Source organism: Arthrobacter globiformis (genome assembly GCF_030817195.1).
GTDB classification, from domain to species: domain Bacteria; phylum Actinomycetota; class Actinomycetes; order Actinomycetales; family Micrococcaceae; genus Arthrobacter; species Arthrobacter globiformis_D.
The window spans coordinates 2,371,519-2,386,189 of sequence record NZ_JAUSYZ010000001.1; the positions used below are offsets into that span (position 1 = coordinate 2,371,519).

Annotated in this window: 11 protein-coding genes; 8 read left to right on the forward strand and 3 right to left on the reverse strand. The window is 61.8% G+C overall.

Going from position 1 to position 14,671, the window contains the following annotated elements; all coding sequences use genetic code 11:
• Window positions 1-7: 7 nt before the first annotated feature.
• From lpdA to QF036_RS10685, 3 genes are all read right to left on the reverse strand, one after another.
• Window positions 8-1,411, reverse strand: coding sequence for a dihydrolipoyl dehydrogenase (lpdA, locus tag QF036_RS10675; protein WP_307101607.1), 1,404 nt, complete (start codon window positions 1,409-1,411; stop codon window positions 8-10).
• A 109-nt stretch (window positions 1,412-1,520) separates the two neighbouring features.
• Complete coding sequence (gene lipA, locus QF036_RS10680; RefSeq protein ID WP_307101609.1) at window positions 1,521-2,480, reverse strand: lipoyl synthase; 960 nt, start codon at window positions 2,478-2,480, stop codon at window positions 1,521-1,523.
• 64 nt (window positions 2,481-2,544) lie between these two features.
• On the reverse strand, window positions 2,545-3,432 hold the full coding sequence (locus tag QF036_RS10685) for a serine hydrolase domain-containing protein (RefSeq protein ID WP_307101611.1): 888 nt from the start codon (window positions 3,430-3,432) through the stop codon (window positions 2,545-2,547).
• Between the two features lie 102 nt (window positions 3,433-3,534).
• On the opposite strand from QF036_RS10685, the gene QF036_RS10690 reads away from it, so the two are divergent.
• The 8 genes from QF036_RS10690 to QF036_RS10725 all read left to right on the forward strand — a co-directional run bounded on the left by QF036_RS10690 (window position 3,535) and on the right by QF036_RS10725 (window position 14,577).
• Window positions 3,535-5,280: a glycerol-3-phosphate dehydrogenase/oxidase gene (locus QF036_RS10690; RefSeq protein WP_307101612.1), complete on the forward strand. Its 1,746-nt coding sequence runs from the start codon at window positions 3,535-3,537 to the stop codon at window positions 5,278-5,280.
• A 3-nt stretch (window positions 5,281-5,283) separates the two neighbouring features.
• The gene (locus tag QF036_RS10695; RefSeq protein WP_307101614.1) at window positions 5,284-6,180 is read left to right on the forward strand and encodes a class II fructose-bisphosphate aldolase; all 897 of its coding nucleotides are present in this window, start codon (window positions 5,284-5,286) and stop codon (window positions 6,178-6,180) included.
• Window positions 6,180-8,267, forward strand: a complete 2,088-nt coding sequence (locus tag QF036_RS10700) for an alpha-ketoacid dehydrogenase subunit alpha/beta (protein ID WP_307101616.1) — start codon at window positions 6,180-6,182, stop codon at window positions 8,265-8,267. The genes QF036_RS10695 and QF036_RS10700 overlap by 1 nt, the downstream gene beginning before the upstream one ends.
• Before the next feature lie 4 nt (window positions 8,268-8,271).
• Window positions 8,272-8,529 (forward strand): biotin/lipoyl-containing protein, encoded by a 258-nt coding sequence (locus QF036_RS10705; RefSeq protein WP_307101618.1) that lies wholly within the window; start codon window positions 8,272-8,274, stop codon window positions 8,527-8,529.
• An 80-nt stretch (window positions 8,530-8,609) separates the two neighbouring features.
• Window positions 8,610-10,073, forward strand: a complete 1,464-nt coding sequence (locus QF036_RS10710) for an FGGY family carbohydrate kinase (RefSeq protein ID WP_307101620.1) — start codon at window positions 8,610-8,612, stop codon at window positions 10,071-10,073.
• Window positions 10,074-10,158: 85 nt separating this feature from the next.
• Entirely contained in the window at window positions 10,159-11,121 is a 963-nt protein-coding gene (locus tag QF036_RS10715) for a sugar-binding transcriptional regulator (protein ID WP_307101623.1), read from the forward strand.
• Window positions 11,122-11,671: 550 nt separating this feature from the next.
• Entirely contained in the window at window positions 11,672-13,054 is a 1,383-nt protein-coding gene (locus QF036_RS10720; RefSeq protein WP_307101625.1) for a sugar ABC transporter substrate-binding protein, read from the forward strand.
• A 2-nt stretch (window positions 13,055-13,056) separates the two neighbouring features.
• Complete coding sequence (locus QF036_RS10725) at window positions 13,057-14,577, forward strand: sugar ABC transporter ATP-binding protein (protein ID WP_307101627.1); 1,521 nt, start codon at window positions 13,057-13,059, stop codon at window positions 14,575-14,577.
• The last annotated feature ends 94 nt before the right edge of the window (window positions 14,578-14,671 follow it).

Here is a 14,671-nt window from a genome sequence, read left to right on the forward strand (position 1 = left end):
GTCGTGCTCAGATGTTGATGCTTTGGCCGGCTGCCCCGTGGAGGGCTTCCTTGACTGCTTCACTGAGGGTCGGATGTGCGTGGACATTCCTGGCCAGTTGAGTGACGGTCAGGCCTTCCTGGCGGGCCAGGGTAAGTTCTGGCAGAAGCTCGGTCACGTCCGGCCCTATGAGGTGGGCGCCGAGAAGTTTTCCATCGCGGTTGTCGGTCAGCAGTTTCACGAAGCCGCCTGGTTCACCGACAGCGTGGGCCTTGGCGTTTGCTACGAACGGGAAGACTGTTTTCCTGACTTCACTGCCCGCGGGCGAGGACCCGTTTTCGGTATATCCAAAACTTGCGATCTGCGGGGTGGTGTACGTGGCCCGGGGCATCATGAGGTAGTCCAAGGGATGCGTGGGTTCGCCTGCCAGGGCTTCGGCCGCGACCAGGGCCATCGCTTCGGCGGCATGTGCGAGCATGAGCTTCGCGGTCACATCACCGATGGCATAAATGTGCGGGACGTTGGTCCGCATCTGATCATCGACTTCGATGGCGCCGCGGTCGGTAAGGGCTACACCGGTGTTTTCCAGGCCGTAGCCTGTAACCCTGGGTGTGAAGCCCGTTGCCTGCAGAAGTTTTTCGGCGCGGATGACGTCGGAAGACTCGCCCTTGGTCAGGGTGACGGCGACCTCGCCAGGGTGTTCTTCAACGGCGGTGACCGCGGTGGCGGTACGGATGTCGATGCCGAGTTTCCGGTACCGCTTGGTCAGTTCCTTGGACACGTCCGGGTCTTCGAGCGGAACGATTCGGTCGGCGAATTCGACCAGTGTCACCTTCACGCCATAGCTGCTCATCACGTAGGCAAATTCGACGCCGATGGCGCCGGCGCCGGCTATGACGATGCTTTTGGGCAGGGTGGATGAGAGGATCTGCTCCTTGTACGTCACTACCCTGTCGGACACTGCTGTTCCGGGCAGCAACCGGGTTTCGGCGCCAACGGCGATGATGGCGTGGTCAAAGGTCACGCTTTGCCGCTCACCGCCGGTGAGTTCCAGGTCCATGTCATTGGGGCCGGTGAAGGTTCCGCGGGCGTTGAACTCGGTGATGCCGTTCTTTTTCATGAGGTAGTGGATGCCTTTGACCCGACCGTCGGCGACCGACCTGCTGCGCTGGAAGGCTGCCTGGAAGTCATAGGAAACCTCCCCGTCTACCTGGATGCCGTGTTCCTTGGCGTCATTTCTGAAGGTCTGGACCAGCTGGGCGCTGTAGATCAGCGATTTGGAGGGAACGCATCCGATGTTCAGGCACACGCCGCCCCAGTACTGTTCTTCGACGATCGCGACGCGTTTGCCCAGCTGGGCGGCGCGGATGGCTGCCGTATATCCTCCCGGCCCGGCGCCAACAACTAGGACATCAAACTGCTGCGGATTCATCTAAAACCTCTTCTGTTCTCTTTGTTTCTGCTCTTGCATGCGACGCAGGGCTGTCGGCTCGTCTGCCCAACAGCTCTTGCGTCCTACTAACTGGTCGGTTGGCTGCCTGCTAACCCCTGATGTGGGCCAGCTCGTCGGGCAATTCGCGGCCTTTTTTCCCCATGGCTTCTGCCCATAGCCGCCCTGCCCGGTAGGAGGAGCGCACCAAGGGCCCGCTCATGGCGCCGAGGAATCCCATCTCTTCAGCTTCGGCCTTGAGCTCAACGAATTCCTGGGGCTTGACCCACCGGGAGACGGGGTGATGTTTTTGGCTGGGGCGCAGGTACTGATTGATGGTGACAAGATCGCATCCGGCCCCCCGGAGGTCTTGGAGTGCTTCCGACACTTCGGCCCTCGTTTCACCCATTCCAAGAATGAGGTTTGACTTGGTCACCATCCCGTTTTCGCTGCCCTGCCGGATGACGTCAAGGGAACGCTGATACCGGAACGCCGGACGGATGGCCTTGAAGATCCTTGGCACTGTTTCGACGTTGTGGGCGAATACTTCCGGCCGGGCGTCGATGACCAACTGGATGAGATCCTGGTGGCCAGTGAAGTCCGGAATCAGGATCTCCACGCCGGTTCCTGCGTTGAGGGTGTGGATTTGCCTGATTGTTTCGGCGTACAGCCAGGCGCCTTCATCGGGGAGATCGTCGCGCGCCACGCCGGTGACGGTGGCGTAACGCAGGCCCATGGTCCGCACGGATTCGGCGACCTTGATGGGTTCGGTCGGGTCCAGTGCTTCGGGTTTGCCGGTGTCGATCTGGCAGAAGTCGCACCTTCTGGTGCACTGGGCCCCGCCGATGAGGAAGGTGGCTTCCCTGTCTTCCCAGCATTCGTAGATGTTGGGGCATCCGGCTTCTTCGCAGACTGTGTGGAGGCCTTCTTTTCGTACCAGGTTCTTCAGCCCGATGAATTCGGGCCCGGTTTTTACCTTGCTTCTGATCCACTCCGGTTTCCGTTCCACGGGTGTTTCGGAGTTACGTGCCTCGACGCGCAGCATGCGCCGGCCCTCGGGTGCAATGGTCACGTCCGTGCTCCTGGCATCTCGAATCGAATGGTCGCTGCGGATCGCAGCCGTTCAGCGCCGGACATCATTTATGTGGACGTCCGCAGCGGATATTGGTGTGTTCAGTGGTTTTTGCGTAGGCCCGGAGTACTGCGGTGGAAGTGTCGGGCCAGGCTATGGGGGCCCATTCGCCGAACTCGACGGTCGAAAGCGCCGTACAGGCCAGACCGGCTTCCCGGTCCACCCACAGGAAGCTCCCTGCCATGCCGAAATGGCCGAAGGTTTTTGGGGAGTTCTCCGGGCTGGTCCAGTGTGGTGACTTATGCCCGCGTATTTCGGCTCCGGCCCCCCAGTCGTTGTCGGCGTGATAGCCGAATCCGGGAAGGAAGCCTGCCAGCCCCGGGTATGCCAGCGAAGAGAGCGCATCGATCCTCGCTTGTGGGAACACTGCAGGTTTCAGCAGTTCCCAGGCCAGGCGTGCAGTGTCTGCGATTGTCCCTTCGCCGCCCTTTGACGGAGGGCCGGTCAGTTTCGTTTCATGCATGCCCAGAGGTTCCAGTACCCGGATCCGCATCTCATCGCGGAAGTCCTTTCCGGACCGGTCCGCCAAATGCTCGGCAGCAAGGTCGATGCCGGTGTTGGAGTAGATCCGCCGGACCCCTGCAGGTGCCCGTACCTGCTCATCGGCAAAGGCGACCCCTGATGCGTGCGAGAGCAGATGCAGTAGTGAGGACCCTCCCGGGCCGGCCTCGTCGTCGAGTGAAATCACGCCCTCGTCCGCTGCCGAAAGAACTGTGAGGGCCGTGAGGAGTTTGGTGACCGAAGCCAGCCGGTACACCCGGCCTGAATCCTCACGCCCCAGGACGCCGTCTTCCCCGATAACGGCCAGGGACGGGATTCCGGGCCACTTTTGGAGTTGTAGCGAGACCTCATTGGCTAAGGGGGGGAAGTCTTTGTCGTTTAGCGCCCTCATTGGCAGCCTTCCGAATTCATTGATGACGATTGTGAAAACCAGCCACGGAAGCTGCCGTCTCCTGCGTTGACAGGCCTCCGTGATCTGAGTCATACTCTACCTATGAATCACATATGTGAGCAAGTGCACGAATGTGAGAATGAGGGATCCGAGGCGCTGGCGCCGGTCGACATTCTCGTGATCGGTGGCGGTGTCAACGGCCTGGCTGTCGCCAGGGAAGCATCGTCCCGGGGCTGGCTGGCAGCGGTTGTCGACGCCGAAGATTTCGGGGCCGGTACGTCAGGAGCATCCAGTCGGCTGATCCACGGAGGTATCCGGTATCTGGAGAACCTGGAGTTTCATCTTGTGCGGGAGTCGCTGCGTGAGCGCGAACGGCTGCTTCAAACGGCTCCGCACCTGGTAAAGCCCTTTCCCCTCCTGATTCCGTTTTACCGCCATAACCAGCGCTCGGGCTTCATGGTGCGTGTGGGCATGTTCCTGTACGACGTGTTGTCCTTTGATAAGTCCACTCCGCTGCATAAACCGCTGTCGAAGGCAGAGGTTGAAGTGAAGTACCCGGGGCTGGAACCGGATGACCTGTACGGGGCGGTCCTGTACTACGACGCCCAGGTCGCCAACGCAGAACGGCTCTGCGTCGAACAGGCACTGGACGTCAGCAGTTTCGGCGGCCGGGTCCACAACCACCTGAAGGTAACAGGACTTAACCAGTCCGAGGGGGGCGTGAACGTTCAGCTCACCGACACCCTGACCGGCCGGCAGCTGGTTCAGCCGGCACGGGTAGTGGTGAACGCGTCGGGACCCTGGGTAGATATGGTGCTGAGCCATTCCATGCACGAGAGTGCCCGGCTCATCGGTGGAACCAAGGGCTCCCATATGACCGTCGGCCCCTTTCCGGGTGCCCCCAAAACTGGGGTGCACTACGAAGCTGTTAGTGACGGCCGCGCAATCCTCGTGCTTCCTTTACCGGACGGGAACTACCTCATCGGCTCCACGGACATCTTTTTCGAAGGTGATCCGGCCGAAGCCGTCATGACCGACGAGGAGATCGCTTATCTGCTGAAAGAAGTGAATACCCTGATACCGCAGGCGGGGCTCACGGCCCGGTCCGTCGTGCACACAATCTCCGGCGTCCGCCCGCTGCCGTACTCGCCCAAAGCCAAAACAGCAGCCCAAGTGAGCCGGAACCATCACGTGAGCGTCCACCCCACGATCAAGAGTCTTTTCAGCATCAGCGGGGGGAAATTGACCACACACAGAGCACTGGGGGAGATGGCAATGAATGTGGTCGAAACGCATACAACACCACGTTCCTCACGAGCCCCCTGGCGCAGGATCTTCCCGTCCGGTTCTTCCGGGACGAAGCACCTCAAATTGCCAGGTGCACGCTGCGCCGACTGGGGTCTGTTCCAGAAGGACTTCCTGGAACAGACCAAGCTGTCCCCGAGCGCTGCACGGAGGCTGCTCGGACTCTACGGAGTCCGTGCCGCCAGGATTGAAGAACTGATCTGCGCAGATCCGTCCCTTGGCGCGCCGCTGCCCAGCCATAAGGACACGGTAGGGGCCGAAGTCGTACTCGCGGTCCGTGAGGAATTCGCCCGCACGCTTATCGACATTGTCGCCCGCCGGATGCTGCTGTCCTGGTGTGACGATGCCGGGCTAAAGGCCGTTGAAGCCGTTGCTGAAATCGCCGCCCGGGAATTGCAGTGGGACGAGCAGCGAGTCCACCAGGAAATCGAGGCCTACCGCCAATGGATCCGCCACCGCAGACCGCGTGTCATGGAAGACACCGCCATCATGCTGTCCAACCTAGCCAAATACCCAACATCAATGAAGAAATCGGAGCAATAACTCATGTCACTCGTATCCCTTCCCGAACTGCTGGACCACGCTGGTAAGAACCGCTACGCCGTCGGATACTTCGAGTCCTGGGACATCTACAGCCTTGAAGCCACCATCGCCGCGGCCGAGGCAAGCCAGTCGCCGGTCATCATCGGAATCGGCGGCCTGTCCTCGAACCACGAATGGCTGCAGTCCGGCGGCATCGAACTCTACGGTGCTGCCTCCCGCGCGCTGGCCGACCGTGCGAAGGTTCCGGTCGCCACTTTGTTCAACGAGGCCGACAGCTTCGCCGAGGCTGCAGGCGGACTGGGAGCAGGCTTCAACTCGGTCATGATGCACACCCAGGGCTGGGACCAGAACAAGCTCATCGCAGACACGGCAGCGCTGGTCGCGGCGGCGCACGCCGTCAACGTCGCCGTCGAAGGTGAAATCGGTGCGCTGGCAGAAATCAAGGACGGTGTCCTTGACGCAGCCGGTGCCTCCTACACGACGCCGGAAGCCGCCGAACTCTTCGTCCGTGAAACCAACGTTGACTGCCTCGCGGTGGCGGTAGGAAACGTCCACTTCGTCACCGGGGGCCACGTGCCGACGGTCCAGGTGGACCTCATCAAGGAAATCGGCAACACCGTCGACGTTCCCCTCGTTCTGCACGGCGGATCCGGCACCCCGGACGATCAGACCCGCCAGGCCGTTGAAGCCGGCATCACCAAGGTCAATGTCGGCACCAAGCTCAAGCACGTCTTCGGCCAGGCCCTCCTGGCCGAACTGGGCCGCCCGGTTGAGGACCCGAACCTGGTCTTTGGCTCGCGGTTCGAGGGCGACGCCAACTCCCGCGCCGGAGTGGCTCTGCGCAAGGAAATCCAGCGGCTCATGGACGTCTTCGGTTCCACCGGTCAGGCCGGCCGCTAATGTCCCAGTCCACACATACCCTGCAAAAAGAAGTCCTGGGCACGGACGAGAGCCTGCACCTGCTGGAGGAAATGGTCCTCATCCGGCAGTTCGAGCAGACCGCGTACCTGCGCTACCTCCAGGGAGAGATCCCCGGAACACTGCACCAGTCACAGGGCCAGGAAGCCGTGGCCGTGGGAGTCTGCTCGCTGCTGCGCACCGAAGACTGGATCACCTCGACCCACCGGCCCCACGGTCACGCCCTGGCCAAGGGGCTGGACCCGGCGGCCGGGATGGCCGAAATCTACGGCCGGGAAACCGGCTGCCTGGGCGGGCGCGGCGGATCGATGCACCTTGGCGACCCGGCCCTGGGCATTCTTCCCTCGATCGCCATCGTTGGCGGCGGCATTACCATTGCCCCAGGCCTTGCACACGCGCTGAAGTACAAGGAGACGGACAATGTCGTTGTCTGTTTCTTCGGTGACGGTGCGGTCAACGAAGGTGCTTTCCATGAAGGCGTGAACTACGCGGCGGCGTTCAATCTCCCCGTGATCTTCGTTTGCGAAAACAACATGTACGGCGCTTCGACGCCGTTCCACGAAACTACCCGGAACATCAACGTCGCCTCCAGGGGCGAGGCCTATGGCATTCCGTCCGAACAGGCCGACGGAATGGACGTCAGGGCAGTCCGGGAGGCCACGCAGCGTGCGCTGGAAACCGCCCGCAGCGGCAAAGGCCCCGTCCTGCTCGAATTCCTCACCTACCGGTACGTAGGCCACAGCCGCGGCGACGCCCGGGGTTACCGGACCAAGGACGAAGAAGCCATCTGGGCGGCGAAGGACCCGATCAAGACCTTCGGTGCCGCACTCGTGGAAGAAGGCACCGCCTCCGAGGAACAGGTCAAGGAAGCCACAGCCCGTGCCAAGAAGCGCATCGCAGAAGCGCTCAAGCACGCCCAGCAGGCACCCTGGCCGGACCCGGTCACCGCCCTTGCTCCGAACATCATCTTCGGCAACCCGCCCCAGGAAGTCGAGGGCGCCGGACCGCTTGAAGAAGGTTCAGAGGAGGAACGGTACATCTCCATCGCCGACTCGATCCGGGAGACGCTGCACAGCGAACTCGGCACGGACCCGAACCTGGTTCTGTTGGGCGAGGACGTAGGTGTGCCCGGCGGATTCGGCGGTGCATTCGGCGTCTACCAGGGGCTGGCCGAGGAATACGGCCGGCACCGCGTGATCGATACCCCGATCAGCGAGAAGGCCATCATGGGCGCAGCGATCGGTGCCGCCATCGGCGGTTTGCGCACCGTGCCGGATCTTCAGTACGCGGACTTCGTCTTCGAAGCCATGGACGAACTCGTCAACGAAGCGGCCAAGCAGCGCTACATGTCCAACGGAAAACTGACGATCCCGACGGTGCTGCGCTGCCCCGTGGGCGCATCGCAGCGGGGCGCCCAGCACGCGCAGTGCCCGGAGAGTTTCTTCATGCACGTGCCCGGGATCAAGGTGCTCTGCATCTCGGACCCGTACACGGCCAAGGGCGCCCTTACGGCCGCCATCCGGGACGACGACCCGGTCCTGGTCTTCGAGCACAAGCTGCTTTACGGTGCGAAGAAACGCCAGGAAGCCGGTTCCATCAACACGCGCGCGTACGTTCCGGAAGAGAACTTCGCACTGCCTGTCGGGCAGGCCCGGGTCCGCCGTCGGGGCAAGGACGCGACCATCGTTGCGACCTTCACCGAACTGTACAAAGCCCTGGAACTCGCGGAGAAGCTCTCGGCAGAAGGAATCGAACTCGAAGTCATCGACCCCGTATGGCTCTCCCCGTTCGACTGGACGACCGTCATGGAAAGCGTCAGGCGCACGGGCAGGCTCGTCATTGCCCACGAAGCGCATCTGACGGGTGGATGGGGCGCCGAAGTGAGCGCCAGGATCTCCGATGAGCTGTTCGCTGATCTGAAGGCACCGGTCCGCCGCGTCGCCAGCCGCGACATCCCCATGCCGTTCTCTCCGCCTCTGGAAGCGGCAGTCCTGCCGCTGGCGGAGCACATTGAGGCCGCGGTCCGGGACGTCCTGTCAACGGACCACACCCGATCCGGAAAGGAGTAAGACTGTGGAAGCCATCGTCATGCCTGCCCTTGGGCAGACAAGTGAAGAAGCATACATCCAGGAATGGCTGGTCAAGGAGGGCGACGAAGTCGAAATGGGCCAGCCCCTCCTCAGCGTCGAAACCGACAAGGCACAGCTGGAGGTCGAATGCGTAGCCGACGGCGTTCTGCTGAAGATCGTCTGCCCCGCTGATACCACCGTGAACGCGGGAACCATCATCGCCTACATCGGTGAAGCCGGGGAAACCGTTCCCGCCGAGTAGCACCCTGCAAACGCCGCGGTTCGCATCCCTGCCGATCCGGCAGGGATGCGAACCGCACCCATCCCTCAGGAGACAGCCCATTGGGTCAGCCCCAGGTTTTAGCCATCGACTGCGGAACCCAGTCTGTCCGCTGCCTTCTATTTGACCCCGGGACCGGAACCTACGAGATCGGAGCATCCGAAAAACTTGCACTGAAAGTCCGGGGGCCCCAGCAGATCGAGATTGATCCGCTTGAACTTGTGGCCGCAACCGTTCGGGTGCTGCGCGCGACACTGGCCAAATGTGAACAGACCCCGCTGTGCATCGGGATCACCAACATGCGCGAGTCAGCGATAGCGTGGTCCCGTGAGACGGGCCTTCCCGTCCATGACGGGATCATGTGGATGTCCCAGCAAAGCCAGAACATCGTTTCCCGCTGGGATGACGACGGGCTGGCACCCCTGATCCGGGAACGAACAGGGCTTAGCAACCACACCTTCTTTTTCGGATCAAAAATAGCGTGGCTGTTCAACGAGAGACCCGACCTGGCGGCCATGGCAAAAACCGGCAAAATCGCCGTCGGGACCATCGATTCCTGGCTGCTGTACTCCCTGACGGGTGGAACCGTCCACGCCACCGACGTCTCCAACGCCTCCCGATACCAGCTCCTGAACCTTCACTCACTGCACTGGGACGAGCAGCTGCCGGAAGCGCTGGGTATTCCCCGTGCAGCCTTGCCGGACGTCCGACCGACAGCCTCCCACTTCGGACACACCGACCCGCAGGTCACCGGCTACCGCATACCGATCACAGGCATGATCGGAGACCAGCAGGCATCCCTGCTCGGCCACGGCTGCGACGGACAAGGAGAAGCGAAGGCGACATTTGGCACCTCCTGCGTCGTGAGCGCAAACCTTGGCCAAACCCCATCAACCGCCGAGGGGCTCGTCACGTCGATAGCCTGGTCAGCACCCGATAACGGCGCGGTGTACGAGATGGAAGGATCTGCCTTCCATTGCGGGTACACGATGTCCTGGCTCGCCAAAACGCTCTCCCTGCCTGCCGCAGCCCCCTACGAACCGGAACGAAGCGAGCTGCCAGCCAGCCAGCGGGTCTACGTGGTGCCCTCATTCACTGAACTCGGCGCACCCCGGTGGCCGAAGGGATCAGGGGCGTTCATTAGCGGCCTGCGAATGGACTCCGGTCCATCGGACATCGTGCGGGCTGGAATCGAAAGCATGGCCTTCCAAGCCTTCGACCTTGTCACAGCGATCCCCGACCTGCCGGGCGCAAAGCCGCTGTCCGTCGACGGAGGCGGAGCCGGCAACAACTACCTGTGCCAGCTGCTCGCCGATCTCACAGCAACAACAATTGTCCGGCCGCCCAGCCGTGAACTGACGGCGCTGGGAGCTGCCCGCGTAGCCCTAAGAACCCTCGGGAACAATCTTCCCGCCGGTTCCGCGGTGACAGGACCTCCTGACTATTTCACCCCTTCAGATGGACCCTCTTACGCCGCGGAAGGCTTTCTTCACTGGAAGGAGCTCATCGCCCGGAATCTCAGCTGAGGGCGCTGCGGGCTTGATTGAGGACCGCGGCCGATACAATTGAAAACAGTTTCATCTGAGGCACACCGTGCCGGTAGGGAGCAGCATGGTAAGGCTAAGCGCTGAGAGGCTGGCGCACGCCGCGTTCCTGTACTACGTCCAGGGCCTGTCCCAAATGGAGGTAGCCAAGCAGTTGGGTGTGACGCGCTCGAATGTTTCCCGCATGCTCACCGCCGCCAGGGAACAATACATCGTCAAGTTCGAGATCGCCTACCCGCTGGACCGGGACCCCGCCATGGAGCAACGTCTCCTGACCAGGTTCTCCAATGACGGCATCTCGGAAGTGATCGTCGTGCCAGGACGCGAAACCGGAGTCGGCGCGTCCAGCCATGGGCTGCTGGCAGTCGGCCAGGCCGGAGTTGGCTGGCTTGATAAAAACCTCAACGATGGCCAGACTCTGGGCCTGTGCTGGGGCAGCACCGTCGAGGCCATGGTCGACAGCGCCCATTTCAACCGGCGTGTTGATGTCGAAGTCGTGCAGCTCGCAGGCGAACTCAGCATCGACTCCCGATTCTCCGGCCACGACCTCGTGAGGAATCTGGCAGAAAAACTGGGTGGACGGTACCGCTACTTCAACGCCCCGGCAACAACCCAGGACGAAGCCACGGCGGCGGCCCTCATGAAGACGGAGCAGGTCGCCAACGCCCTCGCCCTGGGACGAACCTCAGACGTGGCCGTTCTGGGCATCGGCCAATACGGCATGGACAGTTCCAATCTCTTCCTCCAGCGGGCCGGCGCATCTGACGAGGAGATCCGCGAAGCGGTCGAACGCGGTGCGGTTGGACAGATCTCCGGGCGCTTTTACGACAGGGAAGGCAAACAGCTCGACCTTGCCATCAACCGACGGATCATTTCGCTGGACCTTGACGATCTTAGAGACATCGATACGGTAGTGGCTGTTGCCAGCGGACCCTTTAAAGCCGAAGCAGTCAGCGCCGCCATCAAGGGAGGCCTTGTGAACGTTCTCATCGTTGACAGCTCCCTCGGGCAGGCCCTGGAAGCAGCCTAAACAGGCCCCGCATCCCCCGCTCACCAGCCACACCTGGCAGCGCCTCCGCCGGTAAGCTGCCGGCCGCCCAGGGTCGCTGGGAAGCCGGGCATCTACCGCAGCCGGTCCCGTGGGTGCAAGCCCCTCCAAGACACTCCAAGTCGGCCGGTCCGAGACGCTGTAAGCCGCCGGATCCATCCCTGCTTCCGCCGTCACTCTCCCTGGACGGCTTTGACGCGTACGCGTATCTGCCGCACCAGCCCGCCACCGTCCATTTCAACGCGGCGCGCACACGTCTCCGACCGGCGTGAGATCGCCGTCCAGTGCGCCATCAGCACGCATCCCTATTGCGGGGAAGCCCGCGAAGTCCCATTAATCACTGCCCGCCGCGGGGACAGGGCAAAGGCTCATTGACATATGTGACTCATGACACTAGCCTAGAACTCACATAAGTGATTCCACTCACGAATGTGATTTTAGTCTTAGCCGAGATGAAACCTCAGCCCGAGGTGGGGCGGCGTTTCACGGCAACTAGCTTTCCGACAAACTTCTTATGAAACGTGAGTATCCAATGACGAATCCACAGCATCTTGAAGACCGTGCAAAGTCCGGACTCGTTGCCCGCTTGAACGAGCGCGGCGACTTCCGCCGCCGCCAGTTCCTGCAGGGCCTCGGTGTCGGCGCGCTGGCTCTGGGCGCGGGGGGCGCCCTGGCCGGATGCAGTGAACCTCTGGGTGCAGGATCGGGTGCCGGCACCACGGGCGCGGGAGGGGCCGGTAAGGTAGCCCTCGCATCCGTTCCCACCCTGACCAACGAATACTTCACCATGTGGAAAGCCGGTGGCACGGAAGCCGCTCAAGCTCTTGGGCTGACCTACCGGATGCAAAGCTACGAGGGCTCGGCGTCGGCGCAGATTGATCAGCTGCGCTCAGCCAAAGCTGCGGGCGCAAGTCAGGTGGTGACATTTCCGATCAATAATGATGCCGTACGCCAAATGGGCGAGATCCTAGCCGGCCAGGACATCCAGCTGGCGACCTCCTTCGCAGCGACCCCGTGGATGGTGCCGTCCGAACCGGGATACCAGGACCATTATTCGACGCTGTTCACGCCGCGGGAGGTCCTGGGGCAGAAGGCCATGAGTGAGGCAGTTTTCAAAGCCATTGGCGGCAAGGGAAACGTCGTCTACATTCAGGGCGCTCCGACGAACCGGACCTCCAACGCCCGCGAGAAGGGCTTCGACATGGCCGTGGCGAACTTCCCGGGGATCAACGTGCTGGCGAAACAGGACGGCAAGGAAACGGGTCAGGACACCCGCCCGGTCGTCCAGACCATGCTTTCCCGCTTCAACAACATCGATGCCATCATCTGCCACAACTCCTCGGAGGCTTTGGGTGCGGTGTCGGTTCTTGAAGAAAAGGGCAACGACCACATCAAGGTGGGCGGGACGGACGAGCAGATCGCGATTCTCGACAAGCTGATCCAGGGTCCGAACGTCGTCGCTGTGCAGTCGATTTTTGGTACCTGGCTGGGGGGTTACATGATTGTCCGCAACTACGACCTGGCCAATGGCGTCAAGCTGGATCCGATCGAGCGCATGATCTTCCAAGACTCCCTGATCATCGATACAAAAGAATCAGCCCAGGAGTACAAGAAGATCGCAACCTCACCCACCACCGGCTTTGACTGGAAAAAGATGTCGCGCCACCTGAACCCTGATACCTGGGACACGCAGGTCGCACTCGCACCGGTTGATCCGGTCAAGTTCTTCACCGAAGACCTCAACACCCCGAAGCCGGCCGGGTTCAAGTTCCCGGAGGCCCTCCAGTCGTCGCTGGATGCAGGCGGAGTTAAAAAGTTTACCGACCTGTATGCCCGGCATGCCCAGACCAACCCGTATGCAACAGCCATCAAGCTCACGACAACGGGAGCCACCGTCTTCGGAACGAAGTTCTAACCATGGGTGCGGACAGCTCGCTGCTGGAGATCAGGGACCTCACCAAGGCTTTCAAGGGGGTCAAAGCTTTGGACGCAGTGTCCTTTGACCTTCGTCTCGGCGAAGTCGTCGGGCTGGCAGGACACAACGGGGCCGGCAAATCCACGCTGCTGAACATCCTTTCCGGAGTTTTCACTGCGGATTCAGGATCGATGACACTCTCGGGCAGGACATACCGGCCAACATCCTATTCGGGGGCAACCGGAGCCGGCGTCTTCCGCATTTATCAGGAGCTCTCGGTCATCGACAATCTCACCGTCGCCGAAAACCTGACGCTGGGAACAGAGAAGCACATCCGGAAGTTTGGCCTGCTCACCCCCAAGCGCACGACGGCGACGGCGGCTGATTTTCTGGAGGACGTCGGCCTCGGCGACCTCGACGCGAAGAAGCGCGTGGAGCAGCTCACGATGGCTGAGCGGCAGCTCGTCGAAATCGCCAAGGCGCTCTACATGGCCCGGCTGGCGAAGATTGAGAAGCCGGTCTTGCTGCTGGATGAACCGACAAGCGGTCTCACTCAGACGCAGGTCGACTTCCTCGAGGGCCACATCAACAAGCTCCGCAGTCAGATGGGCATCATCCTGACCACCCACCGCGGCAGCGAGCTTCTCGAATGGAGCGACAGGGTGGTCGTGCTGCGTGACGGACGGGTGGTCGGCGAACCCGATCCGCGCACGACATCTGCCGAGGAACTCGGCCAGCTCATGGTCGGCGAAGCAGAGGTCACACGGCATGCCCGCCGGGATGTCCGCACGGAGCAGGGCAACCCGGTCCTGGAGCTGCAGGACCTCGTCCTGCCCAGCCTGGAAGAACCGGTGAACCTGGTGCTGCAACCAGGGGAGGTCGTTGCACTCATTGGAGAATCCGAGGAAAAAACGCAGATCGCCAGGTGCATCTCGGGGCTGCTGAAAGCATCGTCCGGAGAAGTCCGGGTCAACGGAGCAAAGGTCCCGCCGACCGTCAAGGGCGCCCTTGACGCCGGAGTGAGGTTTGTTCCCGCTGACCGGGGAGGGGAGGGACTTTCACTCCTTCACTCCGTTCAGGACAATCTGGCCCTGGGTGCAATGGCTGCCGAGCGCCGGCAGGACCTTGCCCGTAAACCAAAGGCCGAGAAGGCGTTCGCCCAGGACCTCGTCTCCAAATACGGGGTGAAAATCGCCAGCCTGGAACAGGCCTCAGGGTCTCTCTCCGGCGGTAACCAGCAGAAGCTCCTTGTGGCCCGTGCCATGTCAGAGGCGGCGCAAGTCATCGTCCTGGACAAACCGACGCGCGGCATCGACGTCCACGCCAAATCCGAGATCTTTCGCCTGATTCTGGAAGCGTCCGACCGGGGAGTTTCAGTTCTCGTCGCCAGCGACGAACCGGAAGAGCTAATGCCGATCTGCGACCGGCTCATCGCTTTCCGCAACGGGAAAGTCAGCGCAGAATTCAATTGCCGGTCCGGAGCGGAACCCACGCTGACCGAACTTGCAGAAGCAACCTCATAGTTTCAAGGGAGAATCACCATGAGTTCCGAACCACTGGCAGCCTCAAAGCCGCCCACCAGCACCGGCAGCCTGCCAAAAGGGCCAGGACTTGGGC

Excerpts from the sequence above, each read along its gene's own strand:
- QF036_RS10700 (WP_307101616.1), top strand. The coding sequence starts at position 6,180 with ATGTCCCAGTCCACACATACCCTGCAAAAAGAAGTCCTGGGCACGGAC.
- QF036_RS10725 (WP_307101627.1), top strand. The coding sequence starts at position 13,057 with ATGGGTGCGGACAGCTCGCTGCTGGAGATCAGGGACCTCACCAAGGCT.
- lpdA (WP_307101607.1), bottom strand. The coding sequence starts at position 1,411 with ATGAATCCGCAGCAGTTTGATGTCCTAGTTGTTGGCGCCGGGCCGGGA.
- QF036_RS10695 (WP_307101614.1), top strand. The coding sequence starts at position 5,284 with ATGTCACTCGTATCCCTTCCCGAACTGCTGGACCACGCTGGTAAGAAC.
- QF036_RS10715 (WP_307101623.1), top strand. The coding sequence starts at position 10,159 with ATGGTAAGGCTAAGCGCTGAGAGGCTGGCGCACGCCGCGTTCCTGTAC.
- QF036_RS10685 (WP_307101611.1), bottom strand. The coding sequence starts at position 3,432 with ATGAGGGCGCTAAACGACAAAGACTTCCCCCCCTTAGCCAATGAGGTC.
- QF036_RS10720 (WP_307101625.1), top strand. The coding sequence starts at position 11,672 with ATGACGAATCCACAGCATCTTGAAGACCGTGCAAAGTCCGGACTCGTT.
- QF036_RS10690 (WP_307101612.1), top strand. The coding sequence starts at position 3,535 with ATGAATCACATATGTGAGCAAGTGCACGAATGTGAGAATGAGGGATCC.